At 71.5% G+C, this 23,551-nt stretch carries 19 protein-coding genes; 11 read left to right on the forward strand and 8 right to left on the reverse strand.

From position 1 onward, the window contains the following. The first annotated feature begins 171 nt into the window (after window positions 1–171). Together IL992_RS22755 and IL992_RS22760 are read left to right on the forward strand one after the other, a co-directional pair. Complete coding sequence (locus tag IL992_RS22755) at window positions 172–852, forward strand: TetR/AcrR family transcriptional regulator (protein WP_193205397.1); 681 nt, start codon at window positions 172–174, stop codon at window positions 850–852. Between the two features lie 242 nt (window positions 853–1,094). Further along, the gene (locus IL992_RS22760; RefSeq protein WP_193205398.1) at window positions 1,095–1,898 is read left to right on the forward strand and encodes a tRNA(His) guanylyltransferase Thg1 family protein; all 804 of its coding nucleotides are present in this window, start codon (window positions 1,095–1,097) and stop codon (window positions 1,896–1,898) included. A 39-nt stretch (window positions 1,899–1,937) separates the two neighbouring features. Here IL992_RS22760 and IL992_RS22765 read toward each other — a convergent pair whose 3' ends face one another. Next, on the reverse strand, window positions 1,938–3,035 hold the full coding sequence (locus tag IL992_RS22765; RefSeq protein WP_226873601.1) for a LacI family DNA-binding transcriptional regulator: 1,098 nt from the start codon (window positions 3,033–3,035) through the stop codon (window positions 1,938–1,940). 336 nt (window positions 3,036–3,371) lie between these two features. Here IL992_RS22765 and IL992_RS22770 point away from each other — a divergent pair, with 336 nt between their 5' ends. From IL992_RS22770 to IL992_RS22795, 6 genes are all read left to right on the forward strand, one after another. Next, window positions 3,372–4,244, forward strand: a complete 873-nt coding sequence (locus IL992_RS22770) for a carbohydrate ABC transporter permease (RefSeq protein WP_226873602.1) — start codon at window positions 3,372–3,374, stop codon at window positions 4,242–4,244. A 3-nt stretch (window positions 4,245–4,247) separates the two neighbouring features. Next, window positions 4,248–5,183, forward strand: coding sequence for a carbohydrate ABC transporter permease (locus IL992_RS22775; RefSeq protein WP_193205399.1), 936 nt, complete (start codon window positions 4,248–4,250; stop codon window positions 5,181–5,183). A 149-nt stretch (window positions 5,184–5,332) separates the two neighbouring features. After that, entirely contained in the window at window positions 5,333–6,697 is a 1,365-nt protein-coding gene (locus IL992_RS22780; protein WP_193205400.1) for an ABC transporter substrate-binding protein, read from the forward strand. A gap of 327 nt (window positions 6,698–7,024) precedes the next feature. Then, complete coding sequence (locus IL992_RS22785; protein ID WP_319018749.1) at window positions 7,025–7,147, forward strand: RICIN domain-containing protein; 123 nt, start codon at window positions 7,025–7,027, stop codon at window positions 7,145–7,147. Between the two features lie 21 nt (window positions 7,148–7,168). After that, window positions 7,169–9,208 carry a beta-galactosidase gene (locus IL992_RS22790; RefSeq protein ID WP_319018750.1) on the forward strand — a complete coding sequence of 680 codons (2,040 nt, stop codon included), beginning with the start codon at window positions 7,169–7,171 and terminating at the stop codon, window positions 9,206–9,208. Window positions 9,209–9,238: 30 nt separating this feature from the next. After that, window positions 9,239–9,427, forward strand: a complete 189-nt coding sequence (locus IL992_RS22795) for a hypothetical protein (RefSeq protein WP_193205553.1) — start codon at window positions 9,239–9,241, stop codon at window positions 9,425–9,427. 161 nt (window positions 9,428–9,588) lie between these two features. Here the strand turns inward: IL992_RS22795 and IL992_RS22800 are convergent, their stop codons facing one another. The 6 genes from IL992_RS22800 to IL992_RS22825 form a co-directional block, all read right to left on the reverse strand. Beyond that, window positions 9,589–10,275, reverse strand: a complete 687-nt coding sequence (locus tag IL992_RS22800) for a maltokinase N-terminal cap-like domain-containing protein (RefSeq protein ID WP_193205401.1) — start codon at window positions 10,273–10,275, stop codon at window positions 9,589–9,591. Between the two features lie 194 nt (window positions 10,276–10,469). Further along, window positions 10,470–11,225 carry a GntR family transcriptional regulator gene (locus IL992_RS22805; RefSeq protein WP_193205402.1) on the reverse strand — a complete coding sequence of 252 codons (756 nt, stop codon included), beginning with the start codon at window positions 11,223–11,225 and terminating at the stop codon, window positions 10,470–10,472. After that, a complete protein-coding gene (trpA, locus tag IL992_RS22810; protein WP_193205403.1) occupies window positions 11,222–12,037 on the reverse strand; it encodes a tryptophan synthase subunit alpha in 816 nt (271 codons plus the stop codon). Before trpA ends, IL992_RS22805 begins: the two co-directional genes overlap by 4 nt. Then, window positions 12,034–13,239: a tryptophan synthase subunit beta gene (gene trpB, locus IL992_RS22815; protein WP_193205404.1), complete on the reverse strand. Its 1,206-nt coding sequence runs from the start codon at window positions 13,237–13,239 to the stop codon at window positions 12,034–12,036. Before trpB ends, trpA begins: the two co-directional genes overlap by 4 nt. Before the next feature lie 217 nt (window positions 13,240–13,456). Continuing rightward, a complete protein-coding gene (locus tag IL992_RS22820; protein ID WP_193205405.1) occupies window positions 13,457–14,293 on the reverse strand; it encodes an SDR family oxidoreductase in 837 nt (278 codons plus the stop codon). 500 nt (window positions 14,294–14,793) lie between these two features. Then, a complete protein-coding gene (locus IL992_RS22825) occupies window positions 14,794–15,687 on the reverse strand; it encodes a helix-turn-helix transcriptional regulator (RefSeq protein ID WP_193205406.1) in 894 nt (297 codons plus the stop codon). A 136-nt stretch (window positions 15,688–15,823) separates the two neighbouring features. Here IL992_RS22825 and IL992_RS22830 point away from each other — a divergent pair, with 136 nt between their 5' ends. Further along, window positions 15,824–16,093, forward strand: a complete 270-nt coding sequence (locus tag IL992_RS22830) for an Atu4866 domain-containing protein (protein WP_193205407.1) — start codon at window positions 15,824–15,826, stop codon at window positions 16,091–16,093. Window positions 16,094–16,115: 22 nt separating this feature from the next. Here IL992_RS22830 and IL992_RS22835 read toward each other — a convergent pair whose 3' ends face one another. After that, window positions 16,116–16,718: a dihydrofolate reductase family protein gene (locus tag IL992_RS22835; protein WP_193205408.1), complete on the reverse strand. Its 603-nt coding sequence runs from the start codon at window positions 16,716–16,718 to the stop codon at window positions 16,116–16,118. Between the two features lie 42 nt (window positions 16,719–16,760). On the opposite strand from IL992_RS22835, the gene IL992_RS22840 reads away from it, so the two are divergent. After that, the gene (locus IL992_RS22840; protein ID WP_193205409.1) at window positions 16,761–19,406 is read left to right on the forward strand and encodes a helix-turn-helix transcriptional regulator; all 2,646 of its coding nucleotides are present in this window, start codon (window positions 16,761–16,763) and stop codon (window positions 19,404–19,406) included. Window positions 19,407–19,776: 370 nt separating this feature from the next. After that, complete coding sequence (locus IL992_RS48460; RefSeq protein WP_319018752.1) at window positions 19,777–23,511, forward strand: LamG-like jellyroll fold domain-containing protein; 3,735 nt, start codon at window positions 19,777–19,779, stop codon at window positions 23,509–23,511. The last annotated feature ends 40 nt before the right edge of the window (window positions 23,512–23,551 follow it).

Below are 23,551 nucleotides of genomic sequence, written 5' to 3' on the forward strand. Positions count from 1 at the left end.
TGGGAGGTGGACGGAGATCGAGCATGGCCGGCCGAGGGGTCCGCACGCCTCGGCGCGTGGACCCGTGCAAGTCTGAACATTTTGATATTCAGACTTGTTACTGGATGGTAGGCACGTGTGACGCCCGCCTACAAGGCCCAAAATTCATGCATCACGGGAGCGGAGGACACGGTGGCGGGCAGGATCACCCCGGCGGCGGGCCGGTACGGCGGAAGAACGGCGGAAGAACGGCAGGCCGAGCGCCGCAGGCGCTTCCTTGACGCGGGACTGGACCTGTTCGGCGCCGGACCCGGCTACCGCGCCACCAGGATCACGGACGTGTGCCGGGCCGCGGGCCTGTCCAGCCGCCAGTTCTACGAGGAGTTCCACACCCTGGAGGACCTGCTGGCCGAGTTGCACCTGTACGTCAACGACGTCGCCCAGCAGGCCGTCCTCGACGTCCTCCCCCAGGTGCGGCACCTGGAGCCCATCGACCGCTGCGCCCGGCTGTTCCGCGCGTACGCCGCCGGAGCCACCGCCGACCCCCGCCACACCCGTATCGCGTTCGTGGAGATCATCGGCGTGAGCCCCCGGCTGGACCGCCAGCGCCTGGATCGCCGCGCCCGCTGGATCGACTTCCTGTGCGATCAACTGGACGACGCAGCCGACCGCGGCGAGCTTCCCCCGCGCGACTTCCGCGTCACGGCCGCCGCGTTCATCGGAGCGATCAACGGGCTCATGCACGACTGGGCCGTCGGCTGGGTCGACGCCACCCGCGGCCAGATCGTGGACGAGCTCCTGCTGATGCTCCTGGGCAGGCTCCAGGTCACCGATGACGGCGAGGCCGGCCCTGCCTCACACCCCGCCTCCTGACGCACGGCCCCGGAGGTGCGCGCTGAAGCGGCGTGCCCGGCATGCGGATCACGTCGCCGCCGGCTTCACGGGCCTGCCGCAGGACGTAGCTGCCGCCGGTGACGGCATGGGTGGCGCCGTCCTTGGGGCAGTGGCCCGAGGCGCCTGGGGAGTGACGCGGTGGCGGCCCCTCCCCCGTGGCGTGAGATCCTCATCACCCACCCCTGAGACCGGCAAGCGGCGGAGGCCAAGGAGCGACCGGCATGAGCGACAAGACCGCGCTCGGCGACCGTATGAAGGCGTACGAGCGCGCCACCAGGAGTGTGCTGCCGCGCCGGGCGTACACGATCCTCCGCGTGGACGGGCGGGCGTTCCACACCTTCCTCCGCGACGCCCACCGGCCCTTCGACCGCGCGGTCATGGACGCCATGAACGAGGTCGGCAGGGCGTTGTGCGAGGAGATCACCGGCAGCGTGTTCGCGTACGTCCAGTCCGACGAGTGCAGCGTCCTCATGACCGACTTCGCCACCCCGTCCTCGCAGCCGTGGTTCGGCGGCGTGACTCAAAAGGTCGTCAGCGTGGCCGCGAGCATCGCGACGGTCGCGTTCAACGAGGCATACGGCACCGGGCCCGCCGACGGCCGGCGCGCCATGTTCGACGCCCGCGCGTTCACCCTCGCCGACCCTTTCGAAGTCGCGAACTACTTCCTGTGGCGGCAGAACGACTGCGTGCGCAACAGCATCACCATGGCCGCGCAGGCGAAGTTCTCCCACCGGGAGCTCCACGGCAGGTCCACGGGGCAGATGCAGGAGATGCTGTGGGCCGTTCACGGCATCAACTGGAACGACTACGAGGCCGGTGCGAAGCGGGGCCGCGTCGTCGTCCGGGAGAGCGGGCAACGCGAGGTCGCCTACCGGGACGGCCGGACGGGGAAGGCGGAGACGATCCTCGCCGTACGGTCGTGGTGGGAGGCGCAGGCGGCACCGCGCTTCACCGCGGACCCTGCCGGATGGCTCGCCGCCGTGATTCCCGCCATGCCGTCGCTGACCGCCGGGAGGGCCACATGACGCCCGTGCCGGCCGCTTGCCGACCGGCACGTGGCCGCCTCACGGCCGGGTGCGCGGCGGCGCCGTGCTCTCGCGGACGACCAGGCGGGTGGGGACGAGCTCGGTGCCGGGCTGGGACGCCCCGCCCTCGCGGATCTGCCGCAGGACCCCCTGGACGCAGCGCCGCCCGACCTCGGCGAAGTCCTGGTGGACGGTCGTCAGCGGAGGGACGAAGCAGGAGGCGTCGGGGATGTCGTCGAAGCCGACCACGCTGATGTCGGCGGGCACCGCGCGCCCCCGCTCGTGGAAGGCGCGCAGCAGGCCGAGGGCCATCTGGTCGTTGGAGGCGAACACCGCCGTGCAGCCGGGTTCGCCGGCCAGCGCCAGCCCGGCGGCGTAGCCCGACTCGGCCGACCAGTCGCCGTGCAGCGGCGGGGGCACAGGCCGACCGGCCTCCTCCAGGGCCAGGCGCCACGCCTGCGCGCGGCGCTGGCTGGCGAAGGACGTCTCGGGGCCGGTGACGTGCCAGACCGTCTCGTGGCCCAGGTCGAGGAGGTGGCGTACGGCGAGCCGGGCGCCTTCGGCCTGGTCGGTGTCGACGACGCTGTAGCGGTCTCCGGCGTCGGAGTCCACGACGACGACGTGGACGCCGGGAGGAAGCGTCACCGTGCCGGCGTCGAGAAGGTGGATCTCGATGATGACGATCACGGCGTCGACGGCCAGTTCGCCCATCCGGGTGAAGGCGCCCAGCACGTTGTCCTGGGTGGGGATACCGATGGGGATCAGCGTGATCGCGTAGCCCTCGGCCGCGGCGTGGGTGGCGATCGCCTCCACGGTGCGGCTGTTGCCGGTCGAGGCCAGCCCGAAGAGGATCACGCCGATCGTGTTGAACTGGCCGTACCGCAGCGCCCGGGCGGCACTGTTGGGGCGGTAGCCCAGCTCCCGCATCGCCGCGAGCACCTGCTCCCGGGTCGCGCCGACGACGCCGGGATGGCCGTTGGCGACCCTGGAGACCGTCTGCGACGAGACGCCGGCGAGCCTGGCCACGTCGGCCATGGAGACCCGCTGCTTGCGGCGCCCGCCCGGGATGCCCGAGCCTCCCCGCTGCGCGCCGCCGATCGGCGCCGGGGCCTGCCGGGCCGGGCCGTCCGGATCCATCGCTGTGTCGCTCCCGCCTGCTCGCCCCGTCGCCGAGGATCGTACGCCGCGATCCGACCGGCTGTGACGTGGGGAACCCTTGACCTCTCGTAGGACGGGTGCCACCATACCGCAGCAGAAGTTTACGTAAACATAACCTCGGCGACTCGAGAGATCACCCTCCGCAACATACAGAGCCGTGCTCGTTCGCTCATGATGTTCACGTAAACATGCTCATGATGTTCACGTAAACATGCTCGTGATGTTCACGTAAACAGGAGAGTCACGGCCGGTAACCACGCCGCGGAGAGGAGCGAGCCGGTGGTCTCGGAAGGGTATTCGAATGCTCGGCGCGTCTTGGCCGGCAGACGCCGGTCATGGGTCGGCTGGCAGTTCGTCGGGCCGTTCATGGCGGTGTTCGCGCTGGTCTTCCTGGCCCCGATCGCGTACTCGGTCTACCTGAGCCTGTTCCGCACCCGGCTGATCGGCGGGACGGCCTTCGTCGGCGCCGACAACTACCTCAAGGTCCTGCAGGACCCGCAGTTCTGGTCGGCGTTCGGGCGGGTGGCGCTCTTCCTGGTCGTCCAGGTGCCGATCATGTTGTTCCTCGCGCTGCTGGTCGCGCTCGCGATCGACAGCGGCAGGCTGTATGGGTCGGCGTTCTTCCGGATCTCGGTGTTCCTGCCGTACGCGGTGCCCGCGGTCGTCGCCACGCTGATGTGGGGCTTCATGTACGGCACCAGGTTCGGCCTGATCGGCAACATCAACGAGGCCTTCGGGATCTCGCTGCCCGATCCGCTGTCGCCCGACCTGGTTCTCGCCTCCATCGGCAACATCGTGACCTGGGAGTTCGTGGGTTACAACATGCTGATCCTCTACTCGGCGCTGAAGGTGGTGAACCCCTCGCTGTACGAGGCCGCCGCGCTCGACGGGGCCGGCCAGCTCCGGATCATCTGGGCGATCAAGCTGCCCGCCCTGCGCGGCGCGCTGCTGATCGCCACGATCTTCTCGATCATCGGCAGCTTCCAGCTGTTCAACGAACCGAGCATCCTCAAGACGATCGCGCCGAACTCGGTCACCACCTACTTCACGCCGAACTACTACGCCTACTCGCTGTCCTTCGCGGGCCAGCAGTTCAACTACTCGGCGACGGTCGCCATCGTCATGGGGATCATCACGATGATCGTCGCCTACCTCGTCCAGCTGCGCGGCATGCGGAAGGCGGTCTGACCCATGGCGACCTCCACTCCCACCGCCGACCGGGCGTCTGCGCCCAAGACCGCCTCGCCCCGGGGTCCGCTGGTCATCCGGCGGCGCCGGTCCCCACAGGACCGCCGCAGCGCGACGCTGACCGTGCTGACCGCGCTCATGCTCGTCTACACGCTGCTCCCCCTGGTGTGGCTGGTGATCAACGCCACCAAGACCCAGGAGGGCCTGCTGGGCTCGTTCGGCCTGTGGTTCGACGGCGACTTCGCCCTGTTCGGCAACATCGGCACGACCTTCACCTACAACGACGGGATCTTCGTCCGCTGGCTGCTCAACACCCTGCTGTACGTGGTCGTCGGGGCGGGCGGCGCGACCCTGCTGGCGACGCTCGCGGGCTACGGGCTGGCGAAGTTCGACTTCCCTGGCAAGAAGGCGCTGTTCGCCGTCGTCATCGGGGCGGTGGCGGTGCCCGGCACCGCGCTTGCCGTCCCCACGTTCCTGATGTTCGCCAAGATGGGCCTGACCGACACCCCGTGGGCGATCATCATCCCGTCGCTGGTCTCGCCGTTCGGCCTCTATCTGATGTGGACCTTCGCCACCGACGCCGTGCCGAAGGAGATCCTCGAGTCGGCGCGGGTGGACGGCTCGGGCGAGTTCCGCACCTTCTTCCGCATCAGCCTGCCGCTGCTGGCGCCCGGCCTGGTCACGGTGCTGCTGTTCAACGTGGTCGCGACCTGGAACAACTACTTCCTGCCGCTGATCATGCTGAAGGACCCCGACTGGTATCCGCTCACCGTCGGCCTCAAGGAATGGAACCAGCAGGCCCTCACGGCGGGCGGCGAGGCGATCTTCAACCTCGTGATCACCGGATCACTGCTCACCATCGTCCCGCTGATCGCGGCGTTCCTGCTGCTGCAGCGCTACTGGCAGTCGGGCCTGGCCGCCGGAAGCGTCAAGGAATGACCGGCCAAGGAACAGCCGGTACGGCATGACCGGCCACGGAATGACTGGCACGGCGTGACCGGCACGGCGTGACCGGCACGGCGTGACCGGCACGGCATGGCCGCCCCCACCGACGTCTGTCTCCCCCGATAACCCAGAAAGGCACACCCATGGCGATAACCCGCCGTCGCGCACTCCTGCTGGGCGCGGCCCTGACCGTGTCGCTCACCGTCGGCGCCTGCGGCTCCGGCGACGACGGCTCCTCCCCGGGCGCCGACGCGGCCGCCGCCCCCGCGGCGTCCGCGGCCGTCTCCGACGCCGACATCCAGAAGGCGCTCGACACCGGCGGCTCCATCACCGTCTGGGCGTGGGAACCGACGCTCAAGCAGGTCGTCGCGGACTTCCAGGCCAAGTATCCGAAGGTCAAGGTCAACCTCGTCAATGCCGGCACCGGCAACGACCAGTACACGGCCCTGCAGAACGCGATCAAGGCCGGGTCCGGGGTGCCGGACGTCGCCCAGGTGGAGTACTACGCCCTGCCGCAGTTCGCCCTCGCCAAGTCGGTCGCCGACCTCAGCGCCCTGGGCGCGGGCAAGCTGGACGGCACCTTCACCCCCGGCCCGTGGAACTCCGTCCACATGGGCAACGGCATCTACGGCCTGCCCATGGACTCCGGCCCGATGGCGCTGTTCTACAACAAGGAGGTCTTCGACAAGTACGACCTCAAGGTGCCTGCCACCTGGGAGGAGTTCGCGGCCGACGCCGAGAAGCTGCACAAGGCGAACCCGAAGGCGTACATCACCAACGACACCGGCGACGCGGGCTTCACCACCAGCATGATCTGGCAGGCGGGCGGCAAGCCGTACACCGTGGACGGCACCACGGTCGGGATCAACTTCGCCGAGCCGGGCACGCAGAAGTTCACCGCCACCTGGCAGAAGCTGATCGACGGCAAGCTGCTCGCGCCGGCCTCCAGCTGGAGCGACGCCTGGTACAAGGGCCTGGGCGACGGCACCATCGCCACCCTGGTCATCGGCGCCTGGATGCCCGCCAACCTCGAGTCCGGGGTCAAGGCCGGAAAGGGCAAGTGGCAGGTCGCGCCCATGCCGCAGTGGGAGGCCGGCGGCAGGTCCACCGCCGAGAACGGCGGCAGCTCGCTCGCGATCCCCGAGGCCAGCGCCAACAAGAACCTCGCCTACGCCTTCGTCAAGTACGCCAACGTCGACGAGGGGGTGCAGACCCGGGTCGACGGCGGCGCCTTCCCCGCCACCACCGCCCAGCTGCAGGACCCGAAGTTCCAGGACAAGGAGTTCCCCTACTTCGGCGGCCAGAAGGTCAACCAGGTGCTCGCCGAATCCGCCTCCCAGGTCGTCACCGGCTGGTCCTACCTGCCCTTCCAGGTCTACGCCAACAGCATCTTCAACGACACGGTCGGCAAGGCGTACACCTCCTCCACCACCCTGCAGGACGGCCTGAAGGCCTGGCAGGACGCCTCCCTCAAGTACGGCGAGGAGCAGGGCTTCACCGTCAAGTAGCAGTCACCGTAGTCACCGGGGCCATCGCTGCCGCCGTTCCGCGGGGAGCGCGGCGGCAGGACGGGCCCGGCGCCGAGACAGACCCGGCCCACGCGTTCCCGGCACGCATGCCGATTCCACCAGGCCGATTCCACCACGCCGATCTCACCGCATACGTACTTCCGCGGCGCCGCCGGTCGGCGGCGCCGTCCCGGCCACCGACAGCCGACCCCTACACGCTGCAGACGCTGCAGGGCAGCGGCGTCAACCTCACGCTGAGCACCCCCAACAGCAGCGGCGTCGACCGGATCAGGTACGCCTGGGGCTCCGGCTCTGGGGGGCGCCTCCGTGCTGCGCGGCGTGCCCTCCAACCGGTGCCTGGACGTCCCCGGCTCCTCTCAGGCCAACGGGACCCAGGTGACGATCTACGACTGCAACGGCGGCGCCAACCAGCAGTGGAAGACCACGTAACCATCACTTGAAGGAGTCGTTGTGAACGCTGACCGACACCGTTGGGTGCGCTGGCCGTCCGACCCAGGACGGGCCCGCCTGGGGTTCGGGGCCGACTACAACCCCGAGCAGTGGCCCCGGGAGGTCTGGGACGAGGACATGCGCGCGATGCGGGCGGCCGGGGTGAACATCGTCTCCTTGGCGATCTTCTCGTGGGCGCGGATCCAGCCGGGCGAAGACGTCTGGGACTTCGACTGGCTCGACGAGGCGATGGACCTGCTGCACGCCCACGGCATCGCGGTCGACCTGGCCACGGCGACGGCCTCGCCGCCGCCGTGGCTGACCGCCAAGCACCCGGAGATCCTCCCCGTGGACCAGCACGGCCACACGGTGTGGCCGGGAGCGCGGCAGCACTGGCGGCCGACCTCGCCGGTCTTCCGCGAGCACGCGCTGCGGCTGACCCGGGCCCTCGCCGAGCGGTACGGCGCCCACCCCGCCCTCGCCGCCTGGCACATCTCCAACGAACTGGGCTGCCACAACGTCTACGACTTCTCCGACGACGCCGCGACCGCCTTCCGTGAGTGGCTGCGAGGTCGGTACGGCACGCTGGACGAGCTGAACCGCGCCTGGGCGACCTCGTTCTGGTCCCAGCGCTACAGCGACTGGTCGCAGATCCTGCCGCCGCGCCTTGCGGCCTCCTACCCCAACCCCACCCAGCAACTGGACTTCAAGCGGTTCTCCTCCGACGCGCTGAAGGACTACCTGCGCGCGGAACGGGACGTCCTGCGCGAGCTGACGCCGGACATCCCCGTGACCACGAACTTCATGGTCATGGGCGAGACCAAGGGCATGGACTACGCCGACTGGGCCGCCGAGCTCGACTTCGTCTCCAACGACCACTACCTGCTGACCGGCCCCCAGGCCCAGGACGAGCTGTCATTCTCGGCGAACCTCACCGGCTCACTCGCCGGCGGCCGGCCCTGGTATCTGATGGAGCACTCCACCAGCGCGGTCAACTGGCAGCCGGTCAATCTGGCCAAGAAGGCCGGCGGCCTGGCTCACGACTCCCTCACCCACGTCGCGTACGGCGCCGACGCGGTCTGCTTCTTCCAGTGGCGGCAGTCGGCGGGCGGCGCCGAGAAGTACCACTCGGCGATGGTCCCCCACGCGGGCACCGACAGCGACGTGTTCCGGTCGGTCGCCGACCTGGGCGCCACGCTGGCCGCCCTCACGCCGATCGCGGGCACCCGGCGGCTGCGCGCCCCCGTGGCGATCGTCTTCGACTGGGACTCCTGGTGGGCCAGCGAGCTCGACTCCCACCCCACCTCGCTGCTGCGCTACCGGCAGGAGGCCCTCGACTGGTACACCGCACTCCTCGACGCGGGCGTCCGGGTGGACGTCGTCGACGTGGACGACGACCTCAGCGGCTACCGGCTGCTCGTGGCGCCGATCCTGCACGTCGTCCCCGGCTCGCTCGCCCGCAGGCTGGAGGACTACGTGGCCTCCGGCGGGCATCTCGTCACCACCTACTTCTCCGGCATCGTGGACGAGGACGACCACGTGTGGCTCGGCGGCTACCCCGGGGCCCTGCGCGACCTGCTCGGCATCCGCATCGAGGAGTTCGGCCCTCTGCTGCACGGCGACGCCGTCGACCTTGACCTCGGCGTGTCAGGCACTCTGTGGACGGACCGGATCGACCTCGCCGACCCGGCGACCGAGGTGCTGGCGACGTACAAGTCCGGCGACCACGCGGGCCGCCCCGCCGTCACGACGCGCCGTACGGGAGCGGGTTCGGCGTCGTACGTCTCCACCCGCCTCGGCCCGGAGGGTCTCGGGGTCGTCCTCCCTCACCTGCTGGACGTCGCCGAGGTCTCCTCGGAGCTGCCCTCCGAAGCCCGCGGGCTCGTGGACGTCGCCGTCCGCACCGACGGAACGGACGACTACTGGTTCCTGATCAACCGTACCGACCGGCACGTCGACCTTTCCGCGATCCCCGGCGACCCCCTCCACGGCCCCTCCCTGGCGCCGGACACCACCCTGGCCCCCCGGCAGGTCCGGGTCCTGCGGCGGCCCCGCCGCTAGCGGGCCGAGGGTCCGGAAGGGCCCTCCACGATGGAGACGGCCAAGTGCTGGTCGTGCCCCATCGGACCCGGCCTCCACCCGGTGGCGGGCGTCGACGGCACCGGCGCCCTCGGGTATGAGGGCCGGCCCGCCGCCACCGTGCGGGGATGGGCTCCCGACGGGCTATTGGACGGCTACCACGTGGAAAGGCACCGGGTCGGCGCGGCCCGCTGCGCCTGACCTGGGGGCGGACCGCGCTCATGACGACGTTCACGCCCGAGAACCTCGCCCTGCGGTCGGTCCTGGCCCTGCGTGCGGACGAGCCGGTCGAGTCCCGGGCCGGATGGCGGCGGGTCCGCCTCGACGGCCTCCCCGGCGGGGCGGCTCATCGGAGGTCACGATCAGCGGGGCGTGTCCGTGATGACGGCGAACACGCCGCGGACCTCGGCCCCGTCCGGCAGCCGCCAACCGGCCGTTACGTGACCCAGGGCGTCGGCGACGTCGGCTTCGCCGGGCCGCAGGACACGGGTCACACGCATGGTCAGCCGTCCGCCCCGGCCGCCGTCCCCGGCGTCGTCCACCGTGGCGGCGTCCACGACGATGTCGGTGGCGTGCGGCGCGTCGGCCACGGCCGTCAGCCGGATGGGGCCCGGCACGGCGGCCCCCGTGAAGCTTCTGATGACCGAGGGGTCGGGGGTGTCGCTCACGTTCTGATCCTGCGCCTCGGCCTCGCCCTGGAACAGGGCGTGGAGTTGTGCGACGAGGACCGGATCGTGGGTCCCGTCGTAGATCCACCGCCGTCCCAGGACGCCGTGCTCCGTCGTCCCGATGAGAGCGTGATCGGCCCCCTCCAGCGGCGCCCCTCGGTAGCTGAACGGCACCTGATAGGAGACCGGTCCTTCCCCGGACACGTCGGTGACCACCATGAACTCGATCCCGACCTCGCCCTGCGGGTCGTCGAGCCGGAAGCCCCCGGCCTTCGCCAGCTCCGGCCGCCCCTCGCCTTCGTACCAGGGCTGTACAGGAAGCCACGTGGTGAGCAGCTCCAGTTTGCTGGGCGTCAGCGTGGTGCGATGGATGACAGCCATACCGTGAAGCCCCTCCGTCGGCGTCCCGTCACCGTGCTCCCCGGTGCCACCGCCCGGGGGCGATCATCGTCTCACACAGCCGCCGCGACGATGAGCGAGGGCGGTGGGACGGTCGCACGGCCGAGGATGGAGCGGAGGGTCTCGGGGTCAGCGTGGGGGCGGAGTAATCACCGGTCACACGCGTACGCAGGTTCTCAGCTGATGGCGCCCCAGGTGAGAGAGAGACCGGTGGCGGCGCGTTCGGTTCGGATCTCCATCATGCTGCCGAGGATGGTGGCATGGTCGGACACCACGGGCGTGGCGTCGAGCGTGTAGGTGATCCGGGTGCTGACGAGCACCGGGCTGCCCTGCGGCTCGTGGAGGTGGCGGGCGGCGGCGGGGTCGAGCAAACCGGGCCGGACCACCTCGGACGCCCGGGCGACCGCCACTCCCGCGTCGGCGAGGGCCGTGTAGAGGGAGACGGCGGTGAAGTCGCGGTCGCGGATCCGGTCGGCCACCGGCCGGCGGATCCAGGACACCTGGTGTACGGCGGGACGTCCCGCGAACTCGCGGACCCGCTCCAGCCGCAGGGCGGTGTCGCCGGGACGCAGCCGCAGCTCCGCGGCGATCCGGGCGGGGGCCCGGCGCACCGCCCGCCCGGCCACCGCGGTGCGCACGTCGTGGCCCTGTTTACGCAGGTCGTCGACCAGGCTGCGGAGCGAGTCGAGCTGGTACGCCAGGTGGGGTGGGGCGACGAACGTACCCCTGCCGGGCTGCTGCACGATCAGCCTCTCGTCGCTGAGCTCCCGCAGCGCCTGGCGCAGCGTCATGAGAGTCACCCCGTAGGAGGCGCTCAGCTCCCGTTGCGGCGGAAGGGCCTCGCCGGGGGCGTAGTGTCCCGACCGGATCTTCGCGGCGAGGTCGGCGGCAATGGCGCGGTATCTCGCCTCGTGCCCGGCGTCGGGGGTCATCGTGCTCGGTCACACTCCTGGTCGAGGGCTTGCCGCAGGGTCGCGAGGAAGGCCCGCAGGTCGTCCGGCCCAGCCCCGTCGAGCACCCGCCGCATGACCGCGGCGCCGACCACCACGCCGTCGGCGTGCCGGCAGGCTTCACGTGCCTGGCCGGGGGTGGAAATGCCAAATCCTAGCAAGACCGGCCGGTCGGTGACGCTCCTGATCCGCTCGGTGAGCTCCGCCGCCGAAGCGGCGAGGGCGGCTCGCTCACCGGTGGTGCCCATCAACGACACCGCGTAGACGAATCCGCGGCTGCGGCACGAGATCTCCGCCAGCCGCGGCTCCGGCGTCGCCGGCGACGCCAGCAGGACCAGCTCGATCCCGGCGGCGGCGGCCACGGTCGTCAGCTCGTCCGCCTCGTGCACCGGCAGGTCGGGCACGATCAGGCCGCCGACACCGGCACGGCGCAGCGCGGCGCAGAACGCCTCGGGGCCGTCGTGCAGCACCAGGTTGTAGTAGGTGCTGACGACCAGCGGCACGCCCAGGTCCGGCATACCGGACAGGTCGGCGAGGATGCGGCGGGTGCTCGCTCCCCGGGCCAGTGCCGCGTCGCCGGCCTGCTGGATGGTGACGCCGTCCAGCGTGGGGTCGGAGAAGGGCAGGCCGACCTCGATCGCGTCCGCCCCGCCGGCGGCGAACGCCCGCAGGTACTCCGTCCAGCCGGGCGTGATCCCCCCGGTGACGTACGGCATGAGCAGGCCTCGGCCGCTGTCCCGGCGGGCACGCAGGTGGCGTTCCACCGCGCCCACGGCCAGGGTGGGGTTCGTCACAGCAGCTCCTTCATGGTTGAGACGTCCTTGTCGCCCCGGCCGGACAACGTCATCAGCACCGTCGATCCTGCGGGCAGGTCGCCGCCGCCCGCCGCGCGGATCACCCAGGCGAGGGCGTGCGCCGATTCGAGCGCCGGGACGATGCCTTCGGTGCGCGCCAGCCGTACCGCCGCGCCGACCGCCTCGTCGTCGGTCACCGTGACGTAGCGGGCCCGGCCCAGGTCGCGCAGGTGGGCGTGCTCCGGACCGACTCCCGGGTAGTCGAGCCCGGCGGCGATGGAGTGCGCCTGGGTGATCTGCCCGTCGTCGTCCTGCAGGAACAGCGAGCGGCAGCCGTGCATGACGCCGAGCCGGCCGCGGGTCGCTCCGGCGCCGCCCTCCGCCTCGACACCGACCAGGCGCGCCGGGGTGTCGGCGAATCCGGCGAACGTACCGGCCGCGTTGGAGCCGCCGCCGACGCATGCGACCGCATAGTCCGGGACGCCGGTCCGCAGCTCGGCGGCGCACTGCCCGCGCGCCTCGTCGCCGATGACCCGCTGGAACTCCCTGACCATCCACGGGTACGGATCCGGCCCGACGACCGAGCCGAGGCAGTAGTGGGAGTCGCCGGTCGCGCCAACCCAGTGCCGCATGGCCTCACTGGTCGCGTCCTTGAGGGTACGGCTGCCCGTGGTCACCGGAACCACCTCGGCGCCCAGCATGCGCATCCGGAAGACGTTCAGCGCCTGCCGCTCGACGTCGCGCTCGCCCATGAACACCGTGGCCTCCAGCCCGAGCAGCGCGGCGGCGGTCGCGGTCGCCACCCCGTGCTGGCCCGCTCCCGTCTCGGCGATCAGCCTGCGCCGTCCCATTCTGGCGGCCAGCAGGGCCTGGCCCAGCACGTTGTTGATCTTGTGGGATCCGGTGTGGGTGAGATCCTCGCGCTTGAGGTACAGCTGCACGCCCAGCGCCTCCGACAGCCGGCGGGCCGGTGTGAGCGGGGTCGGCCGCCCGGCGTGCACGGCGAGCAGCCGTGCCAGGGCGCCGCGGAACCCCGGATCCACCCAGGCCTCCCGGAACGCCTCCTCCACCTCGCGGCACGCCTCCACCAGGGACTCCGGCGCGTACCGTCCGCCGTACTCGCCGAATCGGCCCCGCGCCCGGGGCTCGCCCATCGTCCCGTCCAGCGGGACCTGTTCACGCCACGGCAACACGTCTCGCATGCCATGCTCCGATCGTTCTATAACTCCGCTGAGAGTTCTATAACAGTGAGTGTGGCATGAATGGCATGGACGCGCCACCACCGATGCTCGTGGGGAGCGAGACGTGCTCTATCTCGCGGTGAAGGCCGACTGGGTGGTGACGGCGCCGCTCGGAGCCGCGCGGCCGCGCCGGAGCGGGGGCGGGTGACCCACGCCCCGGCGGCCCGCTGCGGAGGTGCTAGCCGACGAAGTCCGCGACGTGGTCGCGGGCCCACGTGGCGAAGGTGCGGGGAGCGTGGCCGGTGACCTGTTCGACGGTGCCGGTCAGGGGCACGGGGCGGCCGTCGTTGGCCTCCCAGTAGTCGAGCAGGGCGTCCGCGTAAGGACCGGGGATGTAATCGGCCATCTCCTGTCTCCATTCCTCGGGAGTGACGTGGTCGACGGTGACCGGCCGGCCGATGATCTCGGCGAGTTGCTCGATCTGTTCGCTGAACGTGAGGCTCTCCGGGCCGGTCAGGTGGAGGCACCGGCCCTGGTGGCGCGGGTCGGTGAGCACGGTGAAGGCCACTTCGGCGAGGTCCCGTTCGTGGATGGGGTCGGTGTGGGAGCCCGGGTAGGGCAGGCTCACCGGGCGCCCGGCCTTGATGGGCCAGGCCCAGGCGCCCGCGTTGCCGGCGAAGGAGCCGGGGCGCAGGATCGTGGTGGTGAGCGGTGCGGCGAGCAGTGCGGTCTCGACGTCGAGATGGGACTTGGCCAGCGGGTTATCGGCCGCGCCGGGATCCAGCACGCTGGCGGAGGACAGCAGGACGACGTGCCTGACCCCGGCCGTGACGGCGGCGTCGACGAAGTCGGCGATGTGCGAGGCCTCGGCGTACAGGAAGACCTCGGTGACACCGGCGAGAGCCGCCGGGAAGGTGGCGGGATCGCGGAGGTTGCAGGTGACGGCCGTGACGCCGTCGGGGACCTGGAGCTGTCCGGGGTCGCTGGAGGCCACGCGTACGGGGCGACCGGCCTGAAGCAGCAGGGTCAGCAGGTGGGTGGCGACCGCGCCGCGGCCTCCGGTGACGAGAATCATGGAAATACTCCGGTGATCGGTACGGATGTGAATGCGGATGCCTTCCGGCGGAAGCGTGGAAGGCTCAGTGCGCAAGCGCTCCCCGGCGCGCGACCAGCGGGATGCTCATCGCGCACGCCGCGGTGATGGCCAGGGTGAGGAGCAGGCGGGGCGGAACGCCGCTGGACGGCACGACCGGCACGACCGGCCGCGAACGTGGAACGGGCTCAGGCCCAGGCGGCGGCCGATGGTTATGCGGGAGCCCATCGCGGCCCACGCGCGGGGAGACAAGGTTGAGGACATGGCAGGGCGAACTCTCCGCTGAGAGATCCAGACAGCCTTTCCTGAGGCTGTCGTGCCGGCCGGATGTCCCGACACGCTCGTGAACGAGCGCCGCACCTTACGATCAAGAACGTACCACGAATTCACGCAACCGGACGACCCGGGCCGGCAGGCCGAGGGCAGGCAGCCGCACTCGCTCCTGCGGCGCCGGGTTGAACGACCGCCGGCCCGGTCTTCTGTCACTCGCCGTGAGCGCTCGGCCTCCGCGGCACGACGTCGACGGCGGAGGCCCGGCCTGCCGGCGTACGCGTCCGGGTGCGCGTGGCGTGGATGGAGCCGAGCAGGTGCAGGGCTTCCGCGCTGCTGCTGCCGGGCTCGGCGTGGTAGACGACGAGTTGCTGGCCAGGGGTCTGTCTCACGTCGAATGCCTGGTAGGCGAGGGTGAGGGGGCCGACCTCGGGGTGCAGGAACCGCTTGGCCTCCTGGGTCTTGCCGCGCACGGCGTGGCTGTTCCACAGGCGGGCGAAGTCCGCGCTGGTCCTGGTCAGGGTGGCCACGAGCGCGCGCAGGCGCGGGTTGTCCGGCTCGTGGCCGGCAGCCTCGCGCAGATTCGCCACGGTGGCCTGTGCCGCCCTGTTCCAGTCCTGGTAGAAGGTGCGTCCGGCGGGGTCGGCGAACGCCATGCGCGCGAGGTTGTCCGCCGGGTCGAACGGCGAGTAGAGAGCGTCGGCCAGGGCGTTGGCGGCGAGGATGTCGAGGGTCCGGTTGAGCACGAAAGCCGGCGTGTGAGGGAAGCCGTCCATCAGTTGCCGCAGCCCGGCGCCGACCTGATCGGGTACGCGGGCGGCGGGGTCGTCGGGCACCGTGCCCGCGAGCCGGTGCAGATGGGCCCGGGCGTCGCCGTCGAGGCGCAGCGCGCGGCTGAGCGCGTCGAGCACCTGGGCGGAGGGGTGGCGCTCCCGGCCTTGTTCCAGCCGGGTGTAGTAGTCGGCGTTGATACCGGCGAGCACCGCGACTTCCTCACGGCGCAGTCCGGGGACACGGCGGGTGCCGTAGCTCGCCATGCCGGCCTCTTCGGGCCGGAGGCCCGACCTGCGGCCGCGGAGGAACTCCCCCAGGTCGTTGTCTGCCATGGAGCCAGGCTAAGCGGCGCCGCGACCGTGTGCCTGGGTGTGTCACACCCAGGCGGAAGGCGTCCTGGCCGGCGCGTGGGGCGAGGCCCAGACTCGGTGGCGCAGGACATCCTCACCACCGGCGAGAGGTTTCACCATGACCACGAATTCGGCGGACGGCCCGGACATCGACGTCGTCGGCATGTGGGTCACCGCGGACGGTCACATCCGCCAGGAGTTGCGTGCGGACGGCCGCTACGACGAGGCGCGGGGCGGGCGGGCCGGTGCCTACACCGGCCGCTACCGCGTCACGGGCAGCCACATCGACTACGTCGACGACACCGGCTTCACCGCCACCGGTGACGTACGCGACGGCGTGCTGTACCACGAGCACCTCGTGCTGTACCGCGAGCGGCCCACCTCCTGACGACGCCGATGAGCCGACCGGCTCAGTCGCTGTCGCGGACCTTGTCGTACAGCAGGCACAGTGCCCCGCTCGCGGCCTGCGTGATGGAGACAGGCCGCCAACTGGTGGCGGGAAGACCGTCGGCGAACAGGCGGGGCCCGTCGCCGACCAGTTCGGGCGCGAGCGTGACGCTCAGGCGGTCGAGCTCTCCGGCCCGCAGCAGGGCCTGGATGACGCTGGTGCTGGCCAGTACGACGATGTCGCCGCCGTCCTGCTGTCGCAGCTCCTTGACGACCTCGGCGGGGCCGGCGGCGACGATGCGGGAGTTCTGCCAAGGGGCCTCGGTGAGCGTGGTGGAGAAGACGACCTTCTCGACGGTGTTCAGCCACTGGGCGAAGGCCCGGTCGCGGGGGTCGGCCGACTCGTCCTCGGCCACCGCGGGCCAGAAGCCGCCGAAGCCCTGGTAGTTCTTGCGGCCCAACAGCGCGGTGGTGGCCCCGGCGGTCACCTCGACCATGTGGTCGCGGGCCACGTCGCTGACGGCGTGGGGGACGATCCAGCCCATGTCGTACTCGCCGCCGGGGCCGTGGATCCGGCCGTCGAGGGAGAGGGTGATGTTGCCGATTACGGTGCGGTTCGTTGTCATGAGGCAAGTCTTCTCGGGGCGGGAGTGGCTAACATCGGCCAGATGGCTGATATGCCAGATTCAGACCTGGCCGACAACGGCGCTCCGCCGCTGGAGCTGACCTCGTTCGTCGGCCGCCGGGCCGAGTTGCACATGATCGGGGCCGCCCTGGGCGAGGCCCGGCTGGTCACCCTGGCCGGCGCGGGAGGCTGCGGCAAGACCCGCCTGGCGGCCCGGCTCGCCAGGCGGCCGGTGCGTCCGCCGCGCGACGGCGTGTGGTGGGTGGATCTCGCGCAGGAGACCGACCCGGCGGCGGTGCCGCGCCTCGTCGCGACGGTCCTGCGCGTGCTCCTGACCGGCGACTCGGACGGGACCGCCGCCCTGTCCAGGCAGCTGCGCGAGCGCGAGCTGCTCCTGGTGCTGGACAACTGCGAGCACCTGCTGGGCGGCGTCGCCGACGTGGTGGCGAGCCTTCTGCGCCACTGTCCGCAGGTCACCGTCCTGGCCACCAGCCGGGAACCGCTCGGCCTGCCCGGCGAGCTGGTCTGGCGGGTCCCACCCCTGGACGCGAACGACGGAGTCGCCCTTTTCCTCGACCGTGGCCGCGACGTGCCGCGTACCGAGGAGGCCCTGACCGCGGTGCGCGGCATCTGTGCCCGGCTGGACGGCATCCCTCTCGCGCTGGAGCTGGCCGCCGCCTGGACCGGCACGCTGACGCCTCAGGAGATCGACGCCGAGCTGGACGACCGGTTCTCGATCCTGGTCACCGGCCACCAGGGGGCTCCGCCGCGGCACCGCACGCTGGCCGCGTCCATGGCCTGGAGCCACGACCTGCTTCAGGAGCGCGACCAGGTGCTGTTCCGCCGGCTGGGCGTGTTCGAGCCGGGCTTCACCCTCGCCGCCGCCCAGGGCGTGCTGGACGGCCATGACCGTGTGGAGCTGCTCACGGGGCTGCGCCGATTGATCGACAAGTCGCTGCTGCTGGCCGAGACCCGCGAGGGCGTCACCCGCTACCGGATGCTGTCCTCGGTCAGGCGGTACGCGTGGGAGCGGCTCGGCGAGGCGGGCGAGCTGGACGCCGTGCGCGACCGGCACCTGGCCGTCTGCCTGGCCCTGGTCCGGGAGGCCGCCCCGCTGCTGGACAGCGACAAGGACGCCTGGCGGGCCAGGATGCGCGAGGAGTACCCCAACCTGCGCGCGGCGCTCGAATGGGGCCTCGCCGGCGACCGTCCGGGCCGGGCTCGCCACATGGCGGCCGAGCTGGCCTGGCTGTGGCACCTGGATGGCCGGCTCGGCGAGGGCCTGGGACTGCTCCGGCTGGCGGCCGAGCGGGGCGCCGGCGAGCACAGCGCGCTGCAAGCCCGGGTCCTCACCGGCCTCGCGCTCGTCGCCGACACCACGCACCCGGCCGGGCTGGAGTTCGACGCGGCCCACGCCGCCCGTGTCATGGCGCTCGACCACGGCGATCTGCGGACCGCCTGCCTGGCGGGGTCGCTCAGCGCCATCGGCATGCTGCTCACCTCTCCGGACGAGGCGCGGGTCAGGGCCGCCGCCGTCGGCGAGGAGGCCGTCGCGGCCGGCGACGCCTTCGTGGCCGACGCCGCGCGCGTCCTCGTCGGCCTGGTCCACCACATGAGGGAGGAGCATCGCCAGGCGCTGGCGGAGTTGGAGACGCCGGTCCGCGGCCTGCTGCGGCGAGGCGACCGCGGTGTGGCGGCGCTGGCCCTCGGCCTGATGGCCCTCGGCAGCGCCTATCTGGGCGAGCTGCCCCGGGCCAGAACGCTGGCGGAGCAGGCGGTCGAGGTCGCCACCCCTCTCGCCGACTACCACCGTGCCGGTACGGCGCGCGCCGTCCTCGCCCGCGTGTGCCACCTGCAGGGCGACGACAAGGCCGCCGAGCTCGCCCTCGACCCGGTCATCCGGCTGGTGGACCAGGCGCCCTCGGTTCCCTTCGTGCCGAGGCTCGCGTTGACGATCGGGCAGCTCTGCCTGAGCAGGGGCGAAGCGGTGCGGGCGGCCGAATGGTTCAGGAGTGAGACGGCCTGGCGCGGCGGCGAGCAGCCGGACGAGCTGCTGACCCCGGAGACCCGCATCGCCCTGGCGGCGGCGCTGCGACAGGCCGGCGACCCGGAGGGCGCGGCCCGCGCCTGCACGGCCGGCCTCGATGCCGCCCGGACCCTGGGGATGCCGCGCCTGATCGCCGACGCTCTTGAGCAGCAGGCGTTCCTCGACGAGGCGCGGGCCGTCGCTCTGCATCTGGAGGCCCTGCGCCTGCGCGCCGCCAACGGCCTCCGCCTGGCCTGCGTGGACAGTCTCGAGGCCCTGGCAGCGCTGGCCGACGCCACCACCGGCGCCCGGATCATGGGCGCGTGCGATCGGGCCAGGGAGGAGCTCGGCTACCCCCGGCCGCACCGGCCCAGCGTCCCGGCCGCTCCGGAAGGCCACCGGATGGAGCTGGAGGAGGCCATCGCCTTCACCCACCGCGCGCACGGCGGACGCCGCCGTCCCGCCACCGGCTGGGCCAGCCTCACCCCCGCAGAGCAGGAGGTCGTACGGCTGGCCGTGGCGGGCCTGTCCAACCCCGAGATCGGCGGTCGGCTGTTCATGAGCCGCAGCACGGTCAAGACCCACCTGGCGCACGTGTACGCGAAGCTCGGCGTGGCCAACCGCACCGAGCTGGCGGCGCTGCACCGCGAACACGACCGCTGAGACACAGGCCGGCGCCGGCCCGGGAATCGGACACGCGGTCCCGGCCAGGCCGGCGCACACCATCACCCCCCGTGACCGCTCGATCTCCGCGGCATGACATGGGCGGCGGAGGTCTGGCATGCCGACGTACGCCCTGTGCACCGCAGTGTCAATTTGTCTGACTTACCGACCCAATATCACTTATTTTCTCTTTATGTCAGCAACATGACTCGAATCCTTTATGGGCGAAAAGAATTCATTGACAGGGGGTGACGGTAAACGTTTAATGTGTGCGATCTTGCGGATTTCGTACGGGAGATAACCCATGTTTAGGTTTCCCGGACTGCGGAGTTGGCGTGCGCTCACTGCCGTGGTCGTGGCGGGTGTACTGGTGGGAACCGGGGCACCCCCGGCCGCGATGGCGGCACAGGAAAGTCGGACGGGGTCCGACGCGGGCCGGCTCAGCGGCTGGCAGCAGGCGCTGAAGCGCGCTGCCGAGACCCGGGAACCGGTCGAGGTGACCGAGGCCCGGACCGAGTTCACCACCACCTATGCCAACCCGGACGGCGAGTCCTTCCGGCTGGAGCAGTCGACCACCCCCGTCCGGGTCAAGGGAGCGGACGGGGCGTGGGTGTCACCCGACGCGACGCTGCGGCGGCGCGCCGACGGAAGCGTGGGGCCGGCCGCCGCCGCCGTGGGCATCTCCTTCTCCGGAGGCGGTGACGGCGGAAACCTCGTCACGATGACCCGGGACGGCCGGACCCTCGCGCTGGGCTGGCCGGGAGCCCTGCCCGCGCCGGTGCTCGACGGCCCGAACGCCACGTACCAGAACGTGCTGCCGGACGTGGACCTCAGGATGACCGCGACGACCGAGGGGTTCCGCCAGGTCCTGATCGTCAAGACTCCGCAGGCCGCGGAGAACCCCGCGCTCGCCCGGATCCGGTACGCCGTGAGGTCGTCCGGGCTCAAGGTGGAGGAGACCGCGGACGGCGGCATGTCCGCGACCGACGGCAACGCCACCGAGGTCTTCACCTCGCCTCCCGCCGCGATGTGGGACTCCACCGGGAACCCCGCCGCCGGGCAGGTCACGGCGGCGGACGCCGCCGCGACCCCGTCCGCCTCGGTCCCGGACGCATCGGCCCCCGCGGCCAAGGGCGGCGCTCCCCAGGGCGCTCCCGCCGCGGGGGAATCAGCGGCCCCGCAGACGGCCCCCGAGACGACAGCTGAGACGGCACCGCAGGCGACGCCGGAGACGAGCGCCCCTTCGGACGAGGGTCAGGCCGCCGATGGTCCCGCCCCCGGGGCGGGGCACGCCGAGCTGCCGATCGAGGTCGGCAAGGACACGCTCACGCTCGTCCCCGACGCCGGCCTGCTGAAGCAGAAGGACGAGTCGGCCTACCCCGTCTACATCGACCCCACCGTCACGTGGGGCGAGACCGACAGGACGCTGCTGCGCTCGGACGGCTACAAGTCGTACAACTGGGGCAACGGCAGCAACAACCAGGGTGAGGGCGTCGGCCACTGCGGCACCTGGAACGGTTACTACTGCGGGCCCGGATACACCCAGCGGCTGTACTTCCAGTTCTCCCCCGCGAGCCTCAAGGGCAAGCAGGTGCTGAGCGCGGCGTTCCGCGTCACCGAGCCCTGGGCGTTCCAGTGCGACCCCCGGTGGGTCGACCTCGTCCGTACGAACAACTTCACGTCGTCCACCACCTGGTCGGGCCGCCCCAAGGAGCTCGACTGGATGGTGGACCGGTACGTGTCGGCGGGCCGCGGCTCGGCGTGCGATCCCGACCAGCCGACGGCGCCGATCGAGTTCAAGGACAACCCCGAGGAGACGAACGAGAACCTGACCCCGACCGTGAAGGACTTCGCGGCGGGCAAGTTCTCCAAGCTCACGCTGGAGCTGCGGGCGCACGACGAGGGCGACACCTCCGCCTGGAAGCGGTTCAGGAACGACGCGGTGCTCGTCGTCGACTACGTGGGTATGCCGGGGGTGCCGACCGGCGTCGGCCTGGTCACCGGCTCGGGCACCGTCTGCGAGACCAAGGAGTCGGCGCCCGCGATCGTCTCCGACCCCACGCCCACCATGGCGACCACCCCGCAGACCCTGGCGGGCGGCGAGTCCGGGGCCATGCTGCGGGGGGCGTTCTACGTGCAGAAGAAGAACGCCGACGGGACCTGGACGCAGGCCTTCTCCACCATCGAGCGGCCGACGACCGGGCACGTGGGCGACAACGTGAAAGTGACCGCCGACGCGCCGACGCTGTCCGAGGGCGTGCTCTATCGCTACGACTCGTGGACGCGGTCGTACTACAGCAACTACACCAAGTGGCTGGCGGGGACCAGCAGCTACCTGAGCGCCGGCTGGTGCTACTTCAAGGTCGACCCGACCGCGCCGAAGGCGCCGGTGGTCACGCTCGGCGCGCCGTACACCGCCTGCACCACCACGAGCTGCGCGCCGGCCGGCGGGCCCGGGCAGAGCACCACCGTCACCTTCGGCCCGGCGTCCGGTGACGCCAACAACGTCGCCTACCAGTACCGCGCGTCCACCAGCTCGACCTGGTCGCCCGACCTCGCGGGCGCCACGGCCAAGGCAGTGATCACCCCCCCGGCCGCCGGGACGTACAGCCTGTACGTCCGGGCCAAGGACAACGTCGGCAGGTATGGCGCGACCACGGTCGTCGACTTCCTCGTGGCCGCGGGCGCCGGCCCGGTCGGCAGGTGGCACTTCGACGAGGACTCCGGCGTCGCCGTCGACCGGGGCACCGGACACCACGACGCCACGCTCTCCGGCGGCGCCGTACGGGACACCCGGGGACGCCGCGGCGAGGTTTGGTACGACGACGCCGGCACGGCGCTGGACACCCCGAAGGTCGACAAGGGGCTGGGCCTGAACGGCACCTCGGCGTACGCCGCGACGTCCGGGCCCGTGCTGGAGACCCGGTCGGCCTACACGGTCGCCGCCTGGGTGCGGCTCGACAAGGTGAGCGACGACGGCATCGTGCTGTCGCAGGACGGCTCGGGCGGCTACAGCCCCTTCCTGCTGTGGCACGAGAAGGACTACGGCGCCTTCTGCTTCGGCGTCAAGGAGAAGGACGAGGCGACGGGCAAGGCCTACTACGGGGTCTGCTCGAAGAACGGCACGTCCCGGGCGAACGTCTGGACCCACCTGGCCGGCACCTACGACCCGGCGACGCAGAAGCTGAGCTTCTACGTCAACGGCGTGCCGCAGGGCACCGCCACCGTGCCCGGCATGTGGTCGGCCACAGGACCGTTCGAGATCGGCCGCTACAAGTGGGCCAACGTCTTCCAGTTCTACTTCCCCGGCTCGATCGACGAGGTCGCCGCCTGGCAGCGGATCCTGACCCCGGAGGAAGTCGCGACGGAGGCGCGGTCGGAGTCCCCCGTGTCCGGGCGCAACGACGTGGAGCTGGTAGCCGACTGGGACCCGGCGGGCGCCGCCGGGGCGCAGCTGCCCGACTCGCTGTCGGGCTACGGCCGGGCGCTGGCGCTGGCCGGCGGGGCGTCGCTGGACGGCGAGGGCCTGGTGCTGGACGGCGTTGACGACGCGGCCACCACCGCGGGCCCGGTCGTGGACGACACCGGCTCGTTCACGGTGACCGTGAAGGTCGAGCTCGACCGCGACAAGGTTCTCGCGAAGCCGATCGGGACCGTCGGCCAGGTGGCCGGGCAGCGTACGGCCGACGGCTCGTCGTGGGGCCTGTGGTTCGAGCTGACCGGCAAGGAGACGCAGCTCGACGACGACGGCAACGAGGTCAGCGTCCCGGTCGGCTTCTGGCGCTTCGGCCGGGTCAACAAGGACGGCACGAAGACCTGGGTGAGCTCCGACACCCCGGCCAGCCTGGACAGCCCGGTCCGCCTGACCGGCGTGTACGACGCGCTGGCGGCGAACGGGCGGGTGGTGCGGCTCTACGTCGGCCACGAGCAGAACGACCTCGACATGGCCTTCACCGCCGTGCCCGGGTCGGGCGACTTCGCGGCCGGCAAGGGCTTCAGCGCGACCTCCTGGGGCCACTTCCTCCCCGCGAGGATCACCGATCTGCGGCTGTGGGCGGGCGCCATGGCCGATTCCGACCAGATGGACGCCGTCATCGGCGACTGACGGCGGTGCGGGGACCGGCTCACCGGTCCCCGCACCTCCC

Origin of the sequence: Microbispora sitophila, assembly GCF_014892245.1 — a bacterium.
Classification (GTDB): domain Bacteria; phylum Actinomycetota; class Actinomycetes; order Streptosporangiales; family Streptosporangiaceae; genus Microbispora; species Microbispora siamensis.

Excerpts from the sequence above, each read along its gene's own strand:
- IL992_RS22760 (WP_193205398.1), top strand. The coding sequence starts at position 1,095 with ATGAGCGACAAGACCGCGCTCGGCGACCGTATGAAGGCGTACGAGCGC.
- IL992_RS22765 (WP_226873601.1), bottom strand. The coding sequence starts at position 3,035 with ATGGATCCGGACGGCCCGGCCCGGCAGGCCCCGGCGCCGATCGGCGGC.
- IL992_RS22775 (WP_193205399.1), top strand. The coding sequence starts at position 4,248 with ATGGCGACCTCCACTCCCACCGCCGACCGGGCGTCTGCGCCCAAGACC.
- IL992_RS22780 (WP_193205400.1), top strand. The coding sequence starts at position 5,333 with ATGGCGATAACCCGCCGTCGCGCACTCCTGCTGGGCGCGGCCCTGACC.
- IL992_RS22795 (WP_193205553.1), top strand. The coding sequence starts at position 9,239 with ATGGAGACGGCCAAGTGCTGGTCGTGCCCCATCGGACCCGGCCTCCAC.
- IL992_RS22800 (WP_193205401.1), bottom strand. The coding sequence starts at position 10,275 with ATGGCTGTCATCCATCGCACCACGCTGACGCCCAGCAAACTGGAGCTG.
- IL992_RS22805 (WP_193205402.1), bottom strand. The coding sequence starts at position 11,225 with ATGACCCCCGACGCCGGGCACGAGGCGAGATACCGCGCCATTGCCGCC.
- trpB (WP_193205404.1), bottom strand. The coding sequence starts at position 13,239 with ATGCGAGACGTGTTGCCGTGGCGTGAACAGGTCCCGCTGGACGGGACG.
- IL992_RS22820 (WP_193205405.1), bottom strand. The coding sequence starts at position 14,293 with ATGATTCTCGTCACCGGAGGCCGCGGCGCGGTCGCCACCCACCTGCTG.
- IL992_RS22825 (WP_193205406.1), bottom strand. The coding sequence starts at position 15,687 with ATGGCAGACAACGACCTGGGGGAGTTCCTCCGCGGCCGCAGGTCGGGC.
- IL992_RS22830 (WP_193205407.1), top strand. The coding sequence starts at position 15,824 with ATGACCACGAATTCGGCGGACGGCCCGGACATCGACGTCGTCGGCATG.
- IL992_RS22835 (WP_193205408.1), bottom strand. The coding sequence starts at position 16,718 with ATGACAACGAACCGCACCGTAATCGGCAACATCACCCTCTCCCTCGAC.
- IL992_RS22840 (WP_193205409.1), top strand. The coding sequence starts at position 16,761 with ATGGCTGATATGCCAGATTCAGACCTGGCCGACAACGGCGCTCCGCCG.